This is a genomic window from Streptomyces sp. NPDC044002, assembly GCF_056434525.1.
In genome coordinates this window covers 101,444-117,633 of record NZ_JBWKEZ010000020.1, presented here as the reverse complement: position 1 = coordinate 117,633, position 16,190 = coordinate 101,444, and the positions used below count along the sequence as shown (strand labels likewise).

The following is a 16,190-nucleotide window of genomic DNA, read 5'->3' as shown; positions in this document are numbered from 1 at the left end:
GCTGGAGTGCGCGCAGCGCACTTCCAGCCCCGCCGGCGTTTGAGGCGCGGGCGCGGTAGCGCCGTGTCCTGAGCCGCACCGGCGTGCAGCGCCGGGCGACCGGCCCCGGGGCGGAGCCCCGGATCCTGTGGAGCCGCGCCGGCGACTGAGGCGGGAACGGTGGAAGGGCGGGGAGGGGCGAGCCCCGCGCAGCGGCCCGTGCAACGGCGACGGCCCCCGAGCCGGAAGGGCTCGGAGGGCCGAAGGGAACGACGGGCCGCAGACGGCGGCGAAGAGGACCGGGACCCCGCCCGGCGGGCCGCCGGACGGAGTCCGGCGCAGCGGCGCGAGCGGCGCGTCAAGAGGATCAGAACAGGCGGAGTTTGTCGTCCTCGATGCCGCGGAGGGCGTCGTAGTCCAGGACCACGCAGTCCATCCCCCGGTCGTTGGCCAGAACCCGCGCCTGCGGCTTGATCTCCTGCGCCGCGAACACGCCACGCACCGGCGCCAGGTGCGGATCGCGGTTCAGCAGCTCCAGGTAGCGGGTCAGCTGCTCGACGCCGTCGATCTCGCCGCGCCGCTTGATCTCCACCGCCACCGTCGCGCCGGAGGCGTCCCGGCACAGGATGTCGACCGGGCCGATCGCCGTCATGTACTCGCGCCGGATCAGGGTGTAGCCCTCGCCCAGCGTGTCGATGCGGTCGGCCAGCAGTTCCTGGAGGTGCGCCTCGACGCCGTCCTTGATGAGGCCGGGGTCCGTGCCCAGCTCGTGGGAGGAGTCGTGGAGGACTTCCTCCATGGTGATGATGAGCTTCTCGCCCGCCTTGTTGACGACGGTCCAGACGTTCGCGTCGTCCCCGGTCCCCTCCTTGAGGGTGCACGGAGGCGACATCCAGTTGAGCGGTTTGTACGCCCGGTCGTCCGCGTGGATCGAGACACTGCCGTCGGCCTTCACGAGGATCAGACGGGGTGCCGAGGGCAGATGGGCGGTGAGCCGGCCCGCGTAGTCGACGGAGCAGCGGGCAATGACGAGACGCATGGTCGGCAACGCTACTCGACCGACGGGCCTCCACGCGATTCGCCCCTGAAAGCCCCGTTCGCCGATGGCGCGTTGTATGCGCATTCTCCTGGTGCGCCACCCGGTGGGCGCCTACCGTGGTGAGCGGGAGGTTGTCGAGCGTGCACACTGCGTCGCGGCCTCCCTCCCTGCCCGTAGGACTCAGGCAGCCCAAACTGCCCGGGTCACGAGAGGAGAACCCATGTCGCTCGACGTCTCACCGGCCCTACTCGAACAGGCCGAGCGAGGCGAGGTCGACGAAGCCGCCTTCGTCGACTGCGTCCGGACCTCCCTGCCTTACGCATGGGAGATGATCAGCTCGTTGGTGGCCCAGCTGGAGGTTGAGGGCGGAGAGTTCGCCGACAACCAGACGCCGCCGCCGGACGAGCAGGCGCGCGGGCAGCTGCTGCGCGCGCTCGCGAGTGACGCGATACGGGGTGCGCTGCAGCGGCACTTCGGGGTGCGCCTGGCGTTCCAGAACTGCCACCGTGTGGCCGTGTTCCCGCTGGATTCCTCGGTGGACGACCGGCTGGCCAAGTTCACCTCGATCCGCGGCCAGCTGCTCAACCAGTCCCCGGAACTTCGGGACTGCTAGCAGGACCGGTACTCCGCTGCCGCTCCGTGTCGCGGGAGGTGCGACTGGCACAGGAGCGGCAGCCCCAGGCCCCGTACGGGGTCACACCAGCAGGGGGAGGACCTCCGCGCCGAGGCGGCGGACGTTGTCCTCCGTGGCGGCGAGGTCACCCGACCCCTCCGTCAGCAGGGCGAAGCGGGTGATGCCCGTCCGCTCCGCGGTCTGTGCCAGCCGGTCCGCCGCCAGGGCGGGGCTGCCGACGGGGTGCAGGGAGCACAGCAGTTCCGTGTACGCGTGCGGGTCCCGCATCGCGCGCTGCCGGCCGTCCACCGTCACGTGGGCGTCCAGGCCCTGGCGGAACCAGCCCGGCATCGACTTCAGCAGGGTCTCGCGCGCGTCGGCCGAGCGGTCCGCCAGCTGGCAGACCCCGGCCGACACGTGCCCGGCCGCCCGTACGGACTCCGGCGAGTGCCCGTGCGCCAGCGCGGTCCGCCGCCACAGCGCGACCTGCTCGGCCTTCTCCTCGTCCCCGCAGTGCATGCCCAGCAGCATCGGCAGTCCGCGCTCCGCGGCCAGCCGCACCGACGCCGGGGAGGTGCAGGCGACGATCACTTCCGGCCCCGTCCCGTCACCGTCCAGCGCGTCGGACGGGCGCGGTACGACGGCCACCTCGCGGAAGGAGTGCCGCGGGCCGGCCGCCCCCACCCGGGGCTCCGCCAGCCAGCGCCGCAGCAGGTCGAGGTCCTCCGGGAAACCGGTCTCGTACGCCTCCAGGCCCGCTCCGAGCACCTCCAGGTCCACCCACGGCCCGCCGCGCCCCACCCCCAGGGTGAACCGGCCGCCCGAGGTGACGTGCAGCAGGGCCGCCTGCTCGCCGAGGGCCACCGGGTGCGTGTTCGGCAGCACGCTGACCGCCGTGCCCACCCGCAGCCGACGGGTCCGGCCCAGCAGCAGGGCCGCCAGGGTCACCGCCGACGGGCAGACCCCGTACGGCACGAAGTGGTGCTCGGCGAGCCAGACCGAGTCCAGCCCGGACTCCTCGGCCACCTCGGCGGTGCGCACCGCCCGGTGCAGTGCCTCGCCCTGTCCCTGGCCCGGGAACTGGGCCGCCAGTACAAACGCTCCTACGCGCATCATCGCCCTTAGCCTCCTCGCGGCTGACGCGGCCTCCCCCAGGCGGACCGACTCGTCGACGGCATCGACGTCTGCTGGCAACAACGTCTGACACGTGCCAAAGGCACGGCCTGACAGGAAAGTTATTGAGATTGTCGGGCCAGCTCCCTCCGGAGGGCCTGCCTCCATCAGCCACCCTGCGGGTACCCCGGCTCGCTGCGCGTAGTCTGGGAGAAAGTCACTGTCGGCCGCCCCTTCGTGAGGTATACGTGTCACCGCGCCACAACCGCCCCAGGGGCGGCGAGACTCCGGACGAACGACCCGGCACCGGCCTCGACCGGTTCGGCCTGGAGCGCACCGAGGAGTACCTGGGCGAGGACTGGAAGGTCCGGCACGTCGCGGGGGCGAGCGCGGCGGGCAAGCGCTACCGCTGCCCGGGCTGCGACCAGGAGATCCCCCCGGGCACCCCGCACCTGGTGGCGTGGCCCGAGTACGGCGGCGTCGACGACCGCCGGCACTGGCACAAGGCCTGCTGGAACGCGAAGGACCGCCGCACCTCCAAGGTGCAGCGGTCCCGCAACGCGCCCAGGTACTAGCCCCCGGGCAGGGCCGCGTCAGACGTCCCGGCGGCGCACCACCGCGTACGAGGCGATGACCGCGCCCGCCGTCACCACGAGCAGCAGGACGAGCTGGACCACGTCGCTGGGGGCCGACCGGCCGTCCATGTCGACGCCCTGCAGCCCGAACAGCTGGACCAGGCCCACCGGGGCGTTGTAGCGGAGCACCAGCGTCCCGAGCCCCGAGGTGACCGGCCAGGAGGTCAGTATCGCCCCGAGCACCGGGGGCATCGTGACCACGCCGAGCATGACGGCGATCCCGCCCGCGGAGTGCCGTACGAGCGCCCCGACCGCCAGCGCGAGGACGCCCAGCAGGGTCACGTAGAAGGAACCGGCCACCGCGCCGGTCCAGTCGCTCAGGCCGTGCACCCCGGCGGCGGGCCCGTTGTGCAGGATCGCGGCCCACAGGCCGACGAACAGCACCGAGCCCAGGGTGACGAGGAACGCGCAGGTGCCGAAGACCAGGTACTTGGCGGTGAGCACCCGCAGCCGCTCGGGGGCGGCGGTGAAGGTCGTGCGGATCAGGCCGGTGCCGAACTCGGAGGAGATCGTCAGCACGCCCAGCACGATCACCGACACCTGCCCGGCCATCAGTCCGAAGAGGGCGGGGCCGGTGAAGGGGAGGAACTGGTAGTCGGCGGGCGCGGTCTGGAGCACGGCGATCATGCCGACGCCGACGACCAGGGCCACGAGGGAGCCGAGCGTCCACAGGGTGGAGCGCACGGAGGTCAGCTTCGTCCACTCCGAGGCGATGGCGTGCCCCAGGTGCGGCCGCGGCGTGGGCAGCGGCGAGCTGTACGCCTGCGGCTGCTCGGCGCCCGCCGCGGGCGGGCCGGCGGGGGTGGGGGTCATCGGTGTTCCTCGGGGGTGTTCTCGGAGCCGCGGGCCAGATCGGCGGCGCTGCCCGGCATCAGGAAGGGGCGCCCGGACCCGGGCGGCGGGGGAGCGAAGAAGCTCGCCGCGGTCTCGGCGGGGACGGCCGCCTCCTCCTCCCACTCCGGGACGGTCAGCGGCTCGGGCTCCCACAGCTCGGCGCGGGGGTCCTCGGTGGAGGTGTACTCGACGGAGGACTGCGTCATGCGCATGTAGGCCTCCTCCAGCGAGGCCCGGTGCGGGGAGAGCTCCCACAGCCGTACGCCGGCCTCGTGCGCGAGGTCGCTGACGCGGGGCAGTTCCAGCCCGGTCACGCGCAGCGCCCCGTCGGGTTCCTGGAGGACCCGGCCGCCCGCCCGGGTCAGGGCGGAGGCGAGGGAGGTCCGGCCGTCGGAGCCGTCCGCCGCGGGGCCGGCGGCGGCACGGACCCGCGCGAAACCGGCCGAATTGTGCGTGATGAAGTCCTGGGTGCTCATGTCGGCCAGCAGCCGGCCCCGGCCGATCACGATCAGGTGGTCGGCGGTGAGGGCCATCTCGCTCATCAGGTGCGAGGAGACGAAGACGGTCCGCCCCTCGGCGGCCAGCTTCCGCATGAGGTTGCGGACCCAGAGGATGCCCTCGGGGTCGAGGCCGTTGACCGGCTCGTCGAAGAGCAGCACCTGGGGGTCGCCGAGCAGGGCGGCCGCGATGCCGAGGCGCTGGCCCATGCCGAGGGAGAAGCCCTTGGTGCGCTGGCGGGCGGCGTCCTGGAGGCCGACCACGCCGAGGACCTCGTCCACGCGCTTCTCGGGGATCCCGGAGAGCTGGGCGATGGAGAGCAGGTGCGTGCGGGCGCGGCGGCCGCCGTGCATGGCCTTGGCGTCGAGCAGGGCGCCGACGTGCCGCTGCGCGTTCGGCAGCTCCCGGAAGGGCAGGCCGTTGATCGTGACGCGGCCCGAGGTGGGCCGGTCCAGCCCGAGGACCATGCGCATGGTGGTGGACTTGCCGGAGCCGTTGGGTCCCAGGAAGCCCGTCACGTGGCCCGGCTTGACCTGGAAGGACAGCTGGTCGACGGCGGTCTTGGCGCCGAAGCGCTTGGTCAGGCCGACTGCCTCGATCATCCTTGTGCCCCTTGCCAGCCGGGACGGCTCTCGCCCGCGTACGCCTTAAGAGGATATCGAGGCTCCTGCGGTTCCCTGCCGGGCCGGATCCCTGAGCTGCCCCTGAGATCCGACCCGGGGATGTCCCGTAGTACGCGGGGCGTCCGTCGTGAGACGGACACCCCGCGTCACCGCGTACCGGTCAGGCGTCCCGCTTCGCGAGGGTGAGGTAGCCGGCGGCGACGGCGGCCAGCGACCACAGCGCCATGATCCCGAGCCCGCCCCAGGGGCCGTAGGGCGCGTCGGTGTCCGAGGAGGCGACGGTCTGCATGATCGCGGAGCCCGCCATGTTGGGCAGGTACTCGGCGATCTTGCGGGTGGCGTCGACCAGGCTGAGGACGATCGGCAGGATCAGGACGAAGGTGATCAGGATCGAGATCGCCGCCGCCGAGTTCCGCAGGACCATCGAGACGCCGATGGCGAACGCGGCGAGCAGGGCCAGGTACAGGCCGACGCCGATCACGGCGCGCAGGACGTTCTCCTCGCCGAGCGCGGTGCTGTGGTCGCCGAGGAGGGCCTGTCCGAGGAAGAAGGACAGGAAGCCGGTGGCCAGGCCGACGACCAGGGCGAGGCCGGTGGCCACGGTGACCTTGCCCAGCAGCAGGGTGCCGCGCCGGGGCACGGCCGCGAGCGAGGTGCGGACCATGCCGGTCCCGTACTCGCTGCCGACCACCATCGCGCCGAAGACGAGCATGGCCAGCTGGCCGAGCATCATTCCGGAGAAGCTCATCTGCGTGGCGTCGAAGGTGATCTGCGAGGCCTTCGGCATGTCGTCGAAGGTCGCGTTGACCACGGCGCACAGTCCGGCGCCCATGGCGACGGTGACCAGCAGCGTGGTGGCCAGGGTCCAGCTGGTGGAGGCGACGGTGCGGATCTTGGTCCACTCGGACCGGAGGACGGCGGAGTAGGCCACGTCACTCACCGCCCTTGCGGGTCGCCTCGTAGCCGGCGCCCCACGCGGGGCCCGCGGGCGGGGGCACGGCCGTGCCGGGGGCGCCGGGCGCGTGGGCGTGGTATTCGACGGAATCCGCCGTCATGCGCATGAACGCTTCCTCAAGTGAAGCCCGTTGCGGGCTGAGTTCGTGCAGCACGATCTGGTGCTGGGCCGCGAGTTCGCCGAGCCGCTCGGATTCGACGCCGTCGATCTCCAGGGTGCCGGTGGCGGGCACGCTGACCGCGCTGATGCCGGCCTCGTGCAGTACGTCCTTGAGGCGTTCCTGCTGCGGCGAGCGCAACCGTACGTAACTGCGGGAGTTCTGACGGATGAAATCAGACATGGACATGTCGGCAAGGAGCTTTCCCTGACCGATGACGATCAAATGGTCTGCGGTCAAGGCCATTTCGCTCATCAAGTGGGAGGAGACGAAGATCGTTCTCCCTTCCGAAGCCAGCCCCTTCATGAGATTGCGGATCCAGAGAATTCCCTCGGGGTCGAGACCATTGACGGGCTCGTCGAACATCAAGATCTCCGGATCGCCCAGCAGGGCAGCGGCGATTCCCAGCCGCTGGCCCATTCCGAGCGAAAATCCTTTCGACTTCTTCTTGGCCACGGCCGTCAGGCCGACCAGGTCCAGCACCTCGGCCACCCGCCGCTCCGGGATCCGGTTCGACTGGGCCAGGCAGAGAAGGTTGTTGTACGCGCTGCGACCGCCGTGCATGGCTTTCGCGTCCAGCAGCGCACCGATGTGCTTCAGCGGTTCCGGCAGGTCCCGGTAGTGCTTCCCGTCGATCCGGACCGTGCCGCCGGTCGGGCGGTCGAGGTCGAGCATCATGCGCATGGTCGTGGACTTCCCCGCCCCGTTGGGGCCGAGGAAGCCGGTCACCACCCCCGGTCTGACCTGGAAGCTGAGGTTGTCCACGGCGGTCTTCGCGCCGAATCGTTTCGTAAGGCCCTCAAGCTCGATCATGCGGCCACGCTAGAACGCCCAGGGGCCGTACGCCACCTCAAAAAGGTGACATACGGCCCCTGATGTGCCGATTTCGCTACCAGCGGGTAGACGGCGGCGTACGCGCGGGCGTACTAGCGGCTCTGCTGCGCCGGGACGCCCCGGGTGACCGGCTCGTCGTCGATCGGGGAGCCGGCGGCCGCCACGGCCGCGCCCGTTAGCGTCGCCAGCATCTCGCGGACGTTGGTCAGCTGCGCGTTGATGGAGTCGCGGCGGTTGGTCAGCGCCGCCAGCTCGCGCTCGGACTCGCTGCGGATGCGGTCGGCCTTGGCGTTGGCGTCGGCCACGATGTCCTCGGCCTGGCGCTGCGCGGTCTCCACCGTCTGGCGGGCCCGGCGCTCGGCGTCCGTACGCAGCTTCTCGGCCTCCAGGCGCAGCTGCTCGGCCCGGTGCTCGATCTCCGCCAGCCGCTTCTCGGCCTTCTGCTGGCGCGAGGCCAGGTCGCGCTCCGACTGCTCGCGGCGCTTGGCCAGGTTGGTCTCGAAGTCCGCGGCGGCCTGGGCGGCCTTGGCGCGGGTCTCCTCGAACAGGGCGTCGGCCTCCTCGCGCTTGGAGGCCGCGTCCTTCTGGGCCTCGGCGCGCAGGGCGGCCGCGTCGCCCTTGGCCTTCTCGACGATGCGGACGCCCTCGTCCTCCGCGTTCGACTTCCGGTCCGCCGCGAACGACTCGGCGTCGTTGCGCACCTGCTGGGCCGCCGACTCGGCCAGCTCACGGTGCTGCTCGGCCGCGCGACGGGCCTCCTCGCGCAGGTCCTTCGCCTCCTCCTCGGCCAGCCGCAGGATCTTCTCGACCCGGGCGCCGAGACCGGCGTACGACGGCTCGGCGTCGCTCACCTGGGCCTGGGCGTTCTGCGTTTCGAGGTGCAGCTCCTCGATCCGCTTTTCCAGAGAGTTGATACGTCCTAGGGCGCTGTCGCGGTCGGAGACCAGCTTGGTAATGCGGTCGTCCACCTGACCGCGGTCGTAACCACGCCGCACGAGCTCGAAGCCGAAGGGGGAGGAAGTGTCGCTCATGGGGTTCCTGTCGAATGAGACCGATGAGGTGCTACGTGAGGTGTTAAGGGGAATCCTAGGCGCCAGGGCGGCGTGTCATCGAGTCAATCCGGGTTTGCCCTGGACAATGACACCCCTTTTGAGTGGCAAGGCGACGGAATGATTGTCACTCCTTCGACTGAACCTCCCTCAGAAGCACACATCCTGTGTTCTGACTACCCCTCTGACACCTTGCCACCCGAACGAGTGGAACCCGCTGATGCGCCGGCCTTCACGCCCCCCGCGCCCTGACCGCCCAATGCGGGCTTTCCGCCACCCGAAGGTGCCTCGAATGATTCCAACGCCTCAAGAACGTCCTGGACACGGGAGATCTCCGCCTGAATGTCCTCGCGCCTGCGCACCAGGACCTCCAGCTCGCGACGGCCCTCGTCGACCAGCCGCTCCGCCTCCGCCGTCGCCTCCGCGAGCACCTTCTCGGCCTGCCGCGACAGCTCCGCCTTCTTCGTCTCGGCCTCCTTCAGCAGCGCCTCGGCCTTGCGCACGGCCGCGATGCGGACCTTGCTCGCCTCGCTGCTCGCGTCCGACACCAGCTCCTTGGCCTTCGCCTCCGCCTCGGCACTCTGCTCGGTCGCCGCGCGGACCAGCTTGTCCACGCGCTCGCCGGCCGACTTCATCTGCTCCGCCGACTCCCGGCGGGCACGCTCGTGCAGCTCCTCCACCTCGGAGTCGACCCGGGAGCGCAGCTCCTCCGCCCGCTCCCTTATGGCGGCCGCGTCCGTACGCGCTCCGACCAGCAGCTCGTCCGCGTCCGTACGGGCCTTCTCCACCGTGGAGTTGCCCTCCACGGTCGCCTCCGACGTGATGCGCGCGGCCTCCTTGCGGGCGGCGTCGACCATCGCGTCGGCCTGCTCCTCGGCCGCCGTGGTGGCGGCGAGGGCCTGCCGGCCCGCGTCCGCGGTCAGCTTGTCCGCCTCCGCGGCCGCCTCCGTGATGAGCCGGTCCACCTGCTCCGCGGCCTCCGTGCGCCGCTTGTTGGCCTCCTCGCGGGCCTCGTCCAGCAGCCGCTCGGACTCCTCGCGCGTCTCCGTGCGGGTGCGCTCCGCGTCGGTCGCCGCCTCCGCCTTCACCCGCTCCGCCTCGGACCGGGTACGGGTCGCGTGCTCCTGCGCCGAGGCCAGCGCCTCCGCCGCCTCCGCGCGCAGCCGCTCCGCCTCGGCGGCCGCCTCGCCGACCGTGCGCTCGTTGTCCTTGCGGGTCTGCTCGGTGAGCTTGTCCGCCTCGGACGCCGCCTCGGTGATGAGCCGGTCCGCCTGCTCCGCGGCATCGGTGCGCAGCCGGTTGCCCTCGGCGCGCGCCTCGTCCAGGGTCTGCTCGGCGTCCCGCTCTGCGGCCTCCAGCGTCTCGTTGGCCGCGGCCGTGACGCGCTCCGCCTCCGCGGTGGCCTCGCCGATGATCCGGCCGCCCTCGGTACGGGCCTCCTCCAGCGTCCGCGCCGCCTCCGCGACGAGCCGGTCGGCCTCCGCCGCGGCCTCGCCGACCGTGCGCTCGTTGGCCGCGCGGGTCTCCTCGACCAGCCGGTCGCCCTCCGCGCGGGACTCCACCAGGATCCGCGCCGAATCGCGCTCGGCGGCGGCCAGGGTGTCGGCCGCCTGCGTCTTCAGGGCGGCGGCCCGCGCCTCGCCCTCCTCCAGGACCCGTGCCGCCTCGGCCGTCAGCCGCTCGGCCTCCGCCGCCGCCTCGCCGACCGTGCGCTCGTTCGCCGCACGGGTCTCCTCGGTGAGCTTGTCCGCCTCGGACGCCGCCTCGGTGATGAGCCGGTCCGCCTGCTCGGCGGCCTCCGTGCGCAGCCGGTTGGCCTCGGCGCGCGCCTCGTCCAGGGTGCCCGCGGCCTCGGCCCGGGTGGCGTCCGCCGCCTCGCCGGCCTCCGCGGTGAGCCGCTCGGCCTCCGCCCGGGCGTCGGCGACCGTGAGCTCGTTCGCCGCGAGGGTCTCCTCGGTGACGCGCTCCGCCTCAGCCTCGGCCTCGGCCACGATCCGGGCGCCCTCGGCGCGCGAGGCCTCCAGGGACTCCGCCGCCTCGCCGCGGATCCGGTTCGCGTCGTCCCGGGCGTCCGCCCGGGTCCGCGCAGCGTCCCGCTCGGACGCCGCCAGGGCGTCCGTCGCCTCGGTGCGCACCCGCTGCGCGTACTCGGCCGTGTCGGCCCGCAGCTGCTCGGCCTCGGTGATCGCGTCGCCGACGGTCCGCGCCGCCAGCTCCTTCGCCGCGTCCGTCTCCACACGGGCCTCGCTGCGCACCCGCGCGGCGTCCTCGGCCGCGCGCTCGCGCTCCGCGTGGGCGTCGGCGCGGACCCGGTCCGCCTCCTCCTCCGCCTCGGTGCGGGTGCGGTCCGCCGCGTGCTCGGCCGCGCTGCGCAGCCCGGAGATCTCCTCCTCGGCCTGCTCGTGCAGCCCGGCCACGGAGTCGCGCACCTGCTGCGCGGTGGCCTCGGCCGCCGCGACCAGCTCCGCCGCGCGCCGCTCCGCCTCCTCGGTCAGGCGCGCCGCCTCGGCCTGCGCCTCCTCCGAGCGCTTGCGGGCCTGCGCCAGCAGCTCCTCGTTCTGCTCACGGGCCTGCGCCCGCTCGTTGCCCGCGTCCGTCCGGGCCGCCGACAGGGTCTCCTCGGCCTCCCGGCGCCGCCGCGCGGCCTCCTCCTGGGCGGCGGCGAGGGCCTCCGCGGCCTCCTCGGCGACCCGCTCGGCCGCCGCCTTCGCCTCGGCCCGCAGCCGGTCCGCGGTCTCCTGGGCCTCCGTGCGCACCCGCTCGGACTCGGCCTCCGCCTCGGCGCGCAGCCGTACGGAGACCAGCTCGGCCTCCGCGCGGACCCGGCCCGCGTCCTGCGCGGCCTCGGAGCGCAGCTGCTCGGACTCCGCCTCGGCCTGCGCCTGGAAGGTACGGATCCGCTCCGCCGACTCGGCGCGCAGCCGGTCGCTCTCCTCGGTGGTCTCCTTGCGGATGTTCTCCGCCGCCAGGCGGGACTCGCGCAGCGTCTGCTCCGCCGACGTCAGCCGGGCTTCGGCGTCCGACTGCAGCCGGGCCAGCTCCGCGTCCGCCTCGGCGCGCTTGGCCGCCAGGGCCTGCTCGGTCTCCTCGCGGCGCGCCCGTACGGCGGCGTCCGTCTCGGCGGTCAGGGCCTCGGCCTGCTCCTCGGCCTCGGCGCGCAGCCGCTCGGCCTCCGCGCGGGTCCGCTCCAGGGTCTCCTCGGCCTGCCGGCGCAGGGTGGTGGCCCGCTCCACGGCCTCGGCACGGACCCGCTCGCTCTCGGCGGTCGCGCCGGAGCGCAGCTCGTCGGCGTCCGCCTTGGCCTTGCCCAGCAGCTCCTCGGCGGTCTTCGCCGCCTCCTCGATCTGCCCGACGGCCTCGCGGCGGGCCTCGCCGCGGATCCGCTCGCCCTCGGCGACGGCCTCGGCGCGCAGCTGCTCGGCCTCGCCGCGCAGCCGCCGCGCCTCCTCCTGGAGTTCGACCGTGCGGGCCCGGTACTCCTCGGTGTCGTCCTTCGCGGCGCCCTTGAGCTCGTCAGCCGTGGCGGCCGCCTGTGCGCGCAGCCGGTCCGCCTCGGTCTCCGCCTCGCGGCGGATCCGCTCGGCCTCCTCCGACGCGGCGCGGGTCGTCGCCCGGGCGTCCTCCGAGGCCTTGTTCAGCACGTCCTCGGCGGTGCGGGCCGCCTTCGCCAGCTGCGCCGACATGTCCTCGGCGGCGGCCGTACGGGCCTGCTCGCCGGCCTCGGTGCGCAGCCGCTCCGCCTCCGCGCGGGCGTCGGCCAGTGCGTGCTCGGCCTCGGCCTTGAGCGCCTCGGCCTCCTTCGTGGCCTCGCCGACCAGCCGGGCGACCTGCTCCTTCGCGGTGCGGGTCCGCTGGTCGTTGACGGACTCCGCCGAGGCGAGCTGCCGGGCGGCGCTCTCCTTGGCCTCCGCGAGCAGCGTCTCCGCCTCGGCGCGGGCGGCGCGCAGCGCCCCGTCGGCCTCCTGGACGCGGGCCTCGGCGACCCGGCCGAGGTCCATGGTCTGCTGCCGGGTCTGCTCGGCCTCGGCGGTGGTGGTGGTGCGCAGCCGCTCGGCGTGCTCGGTGGCCTCCTGGGCCTGCGCGGAGGCGGCGGCCAGCAGCCGCTCGGCCTCCTTGCGGGCGCGCAGCAGCGCCGACTCGGCCTCGGTCCGTGCGGCCTCCGCGTCGGCGGCGAGCCGACGGCGGGCCTCCTCGGCGGTCCGGGCGGCCTCGGCGCGGGCGGCGTTCAGCGCCTGCTCGGCCTCGGCGCGGGACTCCTCCATGAGCCGGCGGGCCTGGGACTCGGTACGGGCGCGCAGCTGCTCGGCCCAGGCGACGTTCTCGTTGACGTGCGCCTCGACGGTCTGGCGGCGCTCGTTGAGCTCCTGGTCCAGGCGCTGGCGCCGGTTGACGGCCTCGGCGTGCAGCTCGGCCTGCAGGCGCGCCTGGTGCTCGGCGTGCTCCTGGAGGATCCGCTGGGTCTGCGCCCGGGCGTCGCGCAGCTCGCGCTCGGCGTCGGACCGCATCTGGTCGGCCTGCACCTGGGCGTTGCGCAGCAGCTGCTCCGCCTGGTAGCCCATGTCCGCGCCGTCGTAGGCAGGGCGGGACGCGAGCGCGCGCCGCACCTCATGCAGCTTGGCGCGCAGCACCTCGACCTGGTACCCGAGGTCCTCGGCGTGCTGGACGGCCTTCCCGCGCTCCTTCTTCAGCCGCTCCATCTCGGCTTCGAAGCGCGTGAGATGGTCGGCTTCGGCCTGATGGCTCTCCTGGCTTTCGTAGCCCCGCACAGCGCGGTCCCATCCGTCCCCTGGTCGCAAGCTCACTCCCAAATGAGCATCGCTCGCCCGCTGAACGACGCCCCCGGGGAATGGTGTCAGATGTCGGGGCAGGGCTCTCGGCCCCGACCCCGTTCCGCACCGAACCCCGGCCGAGCCATGGCCACTCTACCGGCCGGGGAATGGGGACATCAGTGCGCTGTTGCGCGGCCGCTCCGGGCGGGGTCGTCGGGGAACGCCCCTTCAGGGCCCCGGTGCCGGATTTGCGGTGTTCGAATGCGCGGGCCGCCCGCTGTCCGTAGCGTCGTCAGTGGTCGGTGGGGTGGGGGTTGCTGGTGACCAGTTCGGTGAGGACCCCGTGGCAGTCCTTGGGGTGGAGGAAGGTGATCCGGGAGCCCATGGAGCCGGTGCGGGGCTCGTCGTAGAGGACGCGGACGCCCTTGCCGCGGATGGCTGCCGCGTCGCCGTCGACGTCGGCGGTGCCGAAGGCGATGTGGTGCACGCCCTCGCCGTTCTTCGCCAGCCACTTGCCCACCGCGGAGTCCTCGCGGGTGGGCTCCAGGAGCTGGAGGTAGGAGGCCCCGCCGTCGGAGGTCTCGTTGATCTTGAGCATGGCCTCGCGGACGCCCTGCTCCTCGTTGACCTCGGTGTGGAACACCTCGAACCCGTACGTGGCACGGTAGAACTCGACGGTCTTGTCCAGGTCGAAGCAGGCGATCCCGATGTGGTCGATTCTTGTCAGCATGGGACCAGTGCACCGCCGAGGAGGGCCGTCACGCAACGTGCCAGCGATCACACCGACTGCCCGGTGACTGCGCGGGTACCGCTCAGTACATTCGGGTAAACCCTCGTTCACTCCTCATCCTCAAGGGGCTGTGCCTCATGTCCGGAACGAACAACACCACATCAGTGATCGTCGCCGGGGCCCGCACGCCCATGGGGCGGCTGCTCGGCTCGCTGAAGTCCTTCTCGGGCGCCGACCTCGGCGGCTTCGCCATCAAGTCCGCGCTGGAGCGGGCCGGGATCTCCGGCGACCAGGTCCAGTACGTGATCATGGGCCAGGTGCTGCAGGCCGGCGCGGGCCAGATCCCCGCCCGCCAGGCCGCCGTGAAGGCCGGCATCCCCATGAACGTGCCCGCGCTCACCATCAACAAGGTGTGCCTGTCGGGTCTGGACGCCATCGCGCTGGCCGACCAGCTCATCCGCGCCGGGGAGTTCGACATCGTGGTGGCGGGCGGCCAGGAGTCGATGACCAACGCCCCGCACCTGCTGCCGAAGTCCCGCGAGGGCTACAAGTACGGCGCCATCGAGATGCTCGACGCGATGGCCTACGACGGCCTCACCGACGCCTTCGAGGGCATCGCGATGGGCGAGTCCACCGAGAAGCACAACACCCGCCTGGGCATCGAGCGCGCCCCGCAGGACGAGTTCGCCGCCGCCTCCCACCAGCGGGCCGCGGCCGCGCAGAAGAACGGCGTGTTCGAGGCCGAGATCACCCCGGTCGAGATCCCGCAGCGCAAGGGCGACCCGGTCATCTTCGCCGCCGACGAGGGCATCCGCCCCGAGACCACGGCGGAGTCCCTGGGCAAGCTGCGCCCGGCCTTCGCCAAGGACGGCACGATCACCGCCGGCACCTCCTCGCAGATCTCCGACGGCGCCGCCGCGGTGGTCGTGATGAGCAAGGCGAAGGCCGAGGAGCTGGGCCTGGAGTGGCTCGCCGAGATCGGCGCCCACGGCAACGTGGCGGGCCCCGACAACTCCCTCCAGTCGCAGCCCTCGAACGCGATCCTGCACGCCCTGAAGAAGGACGGCCTGGAGGTCTCCGACCTGGACCTCATCGAGATCAACGAGGCCTTCGCGGCGGTGGCCGTGCAGTCAATGAAGGACCTCGGCGTGACCCCGGAAAAGGTGAACGTCAACGGCGGCGCCATTGCCCTGGGCCACCCGATCGGCATGTCCGGCGCCCGCGTGGTGCTGCACCTGGCGCTGGAGCTCAAGCGGCGCGGCGGCGGTACCGGTGCCGCGGCCCTGTGCGGCGGCGGCGGCCAGGGCGACGCCCTCGTGATCCGCGTCCCGAAGGCGTAGGGGCGAGCGCATGGCGACGGTGGACGTCCCCACGCTGGTGGCACAGGCCCGTGAGGGCCGGCCGCGGGCCGTGGCCCGGCTGATCTCACTGGTCGAGGGGGCGTCCCCGCAACTGCGCGAGGTGATGGCCGCCCTGGCCCCGCTGACCGGCGGCGCGTACGTGGTCGGACTGACCGGCTCCCCGGGCGTCGGCAAGTCGACCTCGACGTCGGCGCTGGTCTCGGCCTACCGCGCGGCCGGCAAGCGGGTCGGCGTGCTCGCGGTCGACCCGTCCTCGCCCTTCTCGGGCGGGGCCCTGCTCGGCGACCGGGTCCGGATGTCGGACCACGCCTCCGACCCCGGGGTCTACATCCGCTCGATGGCCACCCGCGGGCACCTGGGCGGGCTCGCCTGGGCGGCTCCGCAGGCGATCCGGGTGCTGGACGCGGCCGGCTGCGACGTGATCCTCGTCGAGACCGTCGGCGTCGGGCAGTCCGAGGTGGAGATCGCCTCGCAGGCCGACACCTCGGTGGTGCTGCTCGCTCCGGGCATGGGCGACGGGATCCAGGCCGCGAAGGCGGGGATCCTGGAGATCGGCGACGTGTACGTGGTGAACAAGGCAGACCGGGACGGCGCGGACGCCACCGCCCGGGAGCTGAACCACATGCTGGGCCTGGGCGAGACCCGGGGCCCCGGCGACTGGAGGCCGCCCATCGTCAAGACGGTCGCGGCCAAGGGACAGGGCATCGACGAGCTGGTCGAGGCGCTGGAGAAGCACCGGGCGTGGATGGACGAGCGCGGGGTGCTGGCCGAGCGCCGGGCCGCGCGGGCGGCCCGCGAGGTGGAGACCATCGCGATCACCGCGCTGCGGGGGCGCCTGGCCGACCTGCGCGGGGACGCGCACCTGGACGCGCTGGCGGCCCGGGTGGCGGCCGGCGAGCTGGACCCGTACGCGGCCGCGGACGCGCTGCTGGACAGCCTGACCGAGGGCTGAGGGACGCGGGACGCGCGAGAGGGCGGGGAGCCGGAGCTCCCCGCCCTCT

Annotated in this window: 13 protein-coding genes; 4 read left to right on the top strand and 9 right to left on the bottom strand. The window is 73.0% G+C overall.

What is annotated here, in order from left to right:
* Positions 1-346 precede the first annotated feature (346 nt).
* Positions 347-1,018 carry an endonuclease NucS gene (gene nucS / locus AC07A6_RS17630; protein ID WP_362459659.1) on the bottom strand — a complete coding sequence of 224 codons (672 nt, stop codon included), beginning with the start codon at positions 1,016-1,018 and terminating at the stop codon, positions 347-349.
* A gap of 220 nt (positions 1,019-1,238) precedes the next feature.
* Between nucS and AC07A6_RS17625 the strand changes: the two genes are divergently transcribed.
* Complete coding sequence (locus AC07A6_RS17625; protein ID WP_007266607.1) at positions 1,239-1,631, top strand: SCO5389 family protein; 393 nt, start codon at positions 1,239-1,241, stop codon at positions 1,629-1,631.
* An 81-nt stretch (positions 1,632-1,712) separates the two neighbouring features.
* Here AC07A6_RS17625 and AC07A6_RS17620 read toward each other — a convergent pair whose 3' ends face one another.
* The gene (locus AC07A6_RS17620) at positions 1,713-2,744 is read right to left on the bottom strand and encodes an LLM class flavin-dependent oxidoreductase (RefSeq protein ID WP_478777658.1); all 1,032 of its coding nucleotides are present in this window, start codon (positions 2,742-2,744) and stop codon (positions 1,713-1,715) included.
* Between the two features lie 248 nt (positions 2,745-2,992).
* Between AC07A6_RS17620 and AC07A6_RS17615 the strand changes: the two genes are divergently transcribed.
* The gene (locus AC07A6_RS17615) at positions 2,993-3,319 is read left to right on the top strand and encodes a hypothetical protein (RefSeq protein ID WP_007266609.1); all 327 of its coding nucleotides are present in this window, start codon (positions 2,993-2,995) and stop codon (positions 3,317-3,319) included.
* Between the two features lie 18 nt (positions 3,320-3,337).
* Here AC07A6_RS17615 and AC07A6_RS17610 read toward each other — a convergent pair whose 3' ends face one another.
* The 7 genes from AC07A6_RS17610 to mce all read right to left on the bottom strand — a co-directional run bounded on the left by AC07A6_RS17610 (position 3,338) and on the right by mce (position 13,828).
* Positions 3,338-4,192, bottom strand: a complete 855-nt coding sequence (locus AC07A6_RS17610; protein WP_478777655.1) for an ABC transporter permease — start codon at positions 4,190-4,192, stop codon at positions 3,338-3,340.
* Positions 4,189-5,313 (bottom strand): ABC transporter ATP-binding protein, encoded by a 1,125-nt coding sequence (locus tag AC07A6_RS17605; RefSeq protein WP_362459651.1) that lies wholly within the window; start codon positions 5,311-5,313, stop codon positions 4,189-4,191. Before AC07A6_RS17605 ends, AC07A6_RS17610 begins: the two co-directional genes overlap by 4 nt.
* 181 nt (positions 5,314-5,494) lie before the next feature.
* The gene (locus tag AC07A6_RS17600; RefSeq protein WP_362459647.1) at positions 5,495-6,274 is read right to left on the bottom strand and encodes an ABC transporter permease; all 780 of its coding nucleotides are present in this window, start codon (positions 6,272-6,274) and stop codon (positions 5,495-5,497) included.
* Positions 6,267-7,259, bottom strand: a complete 993-nt coding sequence (locus tag AC07A6_RS17595; RefSeq protein ID WP_362459644.1) for an ABC transporter ATP-binding protein — start codon at positions 7,257-7,259, stop codon at positions 6,267-6,269. Before AC07A6_RS17595 ends, AC07A6_RS17600 begins: the two co-directional genes overlap by 8 nt.
* A 113-nt stretch (positions 7,260-7,372) precedes the next feature.
* Positions 7,373-8,311 (bottom strand): coiled-coil domain-containing protein, encoded by a 939-nt coding sequence (locus AC07A6_RS17590; protein WP_007266614.1) that lies wholly within the window; start codon positions 8,309-8,311, stop codon positions 7,373-7,375.
* Positions 8,312-8,505: 194 nt separating this feature from the next.
* Positions 8,506-13,095, bottom strand: coding sequence for a polarized growth protein Scy (gene scy / locus AC07A6_RS17585; protein WP_478777654.1), 4,590 nt, complete (start codon positions 13,093-13,095; stop codon positions 8,506-8,508).
* A 295-nt stretch (positions 13,096-13,390) separates the two neighbouring features.
* On the bottom strand, positions 13,391-13,828 hold the full coding sequence (gene mce, locus AC07A6_RS17580; RefSeq protein ID WP_362459637.1) for a methylmalonyl-CoA epimerase: 438 nt from the start codon (positions 13,826-13,828) through the stop codon (positions 13,391-13,393).
* Positions 13,829-13,965: 137 nt separating this feature from the next.
* Between mce and AC07A6_RS17575 the strand changes: the two genes are divergently transcribed.
* Complete coding sequence (locus AC07A6_RS17575; RefSeq protein WP_362459634.1) at positions 13,966-15,168, top strand: acetyl-CoA C-acetyltransferase; 1,203 nt, start codon at positions 13,966-13,968, stop codon at positions 15,166-15,168.
* 10 nt (positions 15,169-15,178) lie between these two features.
* On the top strand, positions 15,179-16,141 hold the full coding sequence (gene meaB / locus AC07A6_RS17570) for a methylmalonyl Co-A mutase-associated GTPase MeaB (protein ID WP_007266619.1): 963 nt from the start codon (positions 15,179-15,181) through the stop codon (positions 16,139-16,141).
* The last annotated feature ends 49 nt before the right edge of the window (positions 16,142-16,190 follow it).

What these genes read in the sequence shown, in the direction of transcription:
- nucS (WP_362459659.1), bottom strand. Translation starts at nt 1,018, where the DNA reads ATGCGTCTCGTCATTGCCCGCTGCTCCGTCGACTACGCGGGCCGGCTC.
- AC07A6_RS17625 (WP_007266607.1), top strand. Translation starts at nt 1,239, where the DNA reads ATGTCGCTCGACGTCTCACCGGCCCTACTCGAACAGGCCGAGCGAGGC.
- AC07A6_RS17620 (WP_478777658.1), bottom strand. Translation starts at nt 2,744, where the DNA reads ATGCGCGTAGGAGCGTTTGTACTGGCGGCCCAGTTCCCGGGCCAGGGA.
- AC07A6_RS17610 (WP_478777655.1), bottom strand. Translation starts at nt 4,192, where the DNA reads ATGACCCCCACCCCCGCCGGCCCGCCCGCGGCGGGCGCCGAGCAGCCG.
- AC07A6_RS17605 (WP_362459651.1), bottom strand. Translation starts at nt 5,313, where the DNA reads ATGATCGAGGCAGTCGGCCTGACCAAGCGCTTCGGCGCCAAGACCGCC.
- AC07A6_RS17595 (WP_362459644.1), bottom strand. Translation starts at nt 7,259, where the DNA reads ATGATCGAGCTTGAGGGCCTTACGAAACGATTCGGCGCGAAGACCGCC.
- AC07A6_RS17590 (WP_007266614.1), bottom strand. Translation starts at nt 8,311, where the DNA reads ATGAGCGACACTTCCTCCCCCTTCGGCTTCGAGCTCGTGCGGCGTGGT.
- mce (WP_362459637.1), bottom strand. Translation starts at nt 13,828, where the DNA reads ATGCTGACAAGAATCGACCACATCGGGATCGCCTGCTTCGACCTGGAC.
- AC07A6_RS17575 (WP_362459634.1), top strand. Translation starts at nt 13,966, where the DNA reads ATGTCCGGAACGAACAACACCACATCAGTGATCGTCGCCGGGGCCCGC.
- meaB (WP_007266619.1), top strand. Translation starts at nt 15,179, where the DNA reads ATGGCGACGGTGGACGTCCCCACGCTGGTGGCACAGGCCCGTGAGGGC.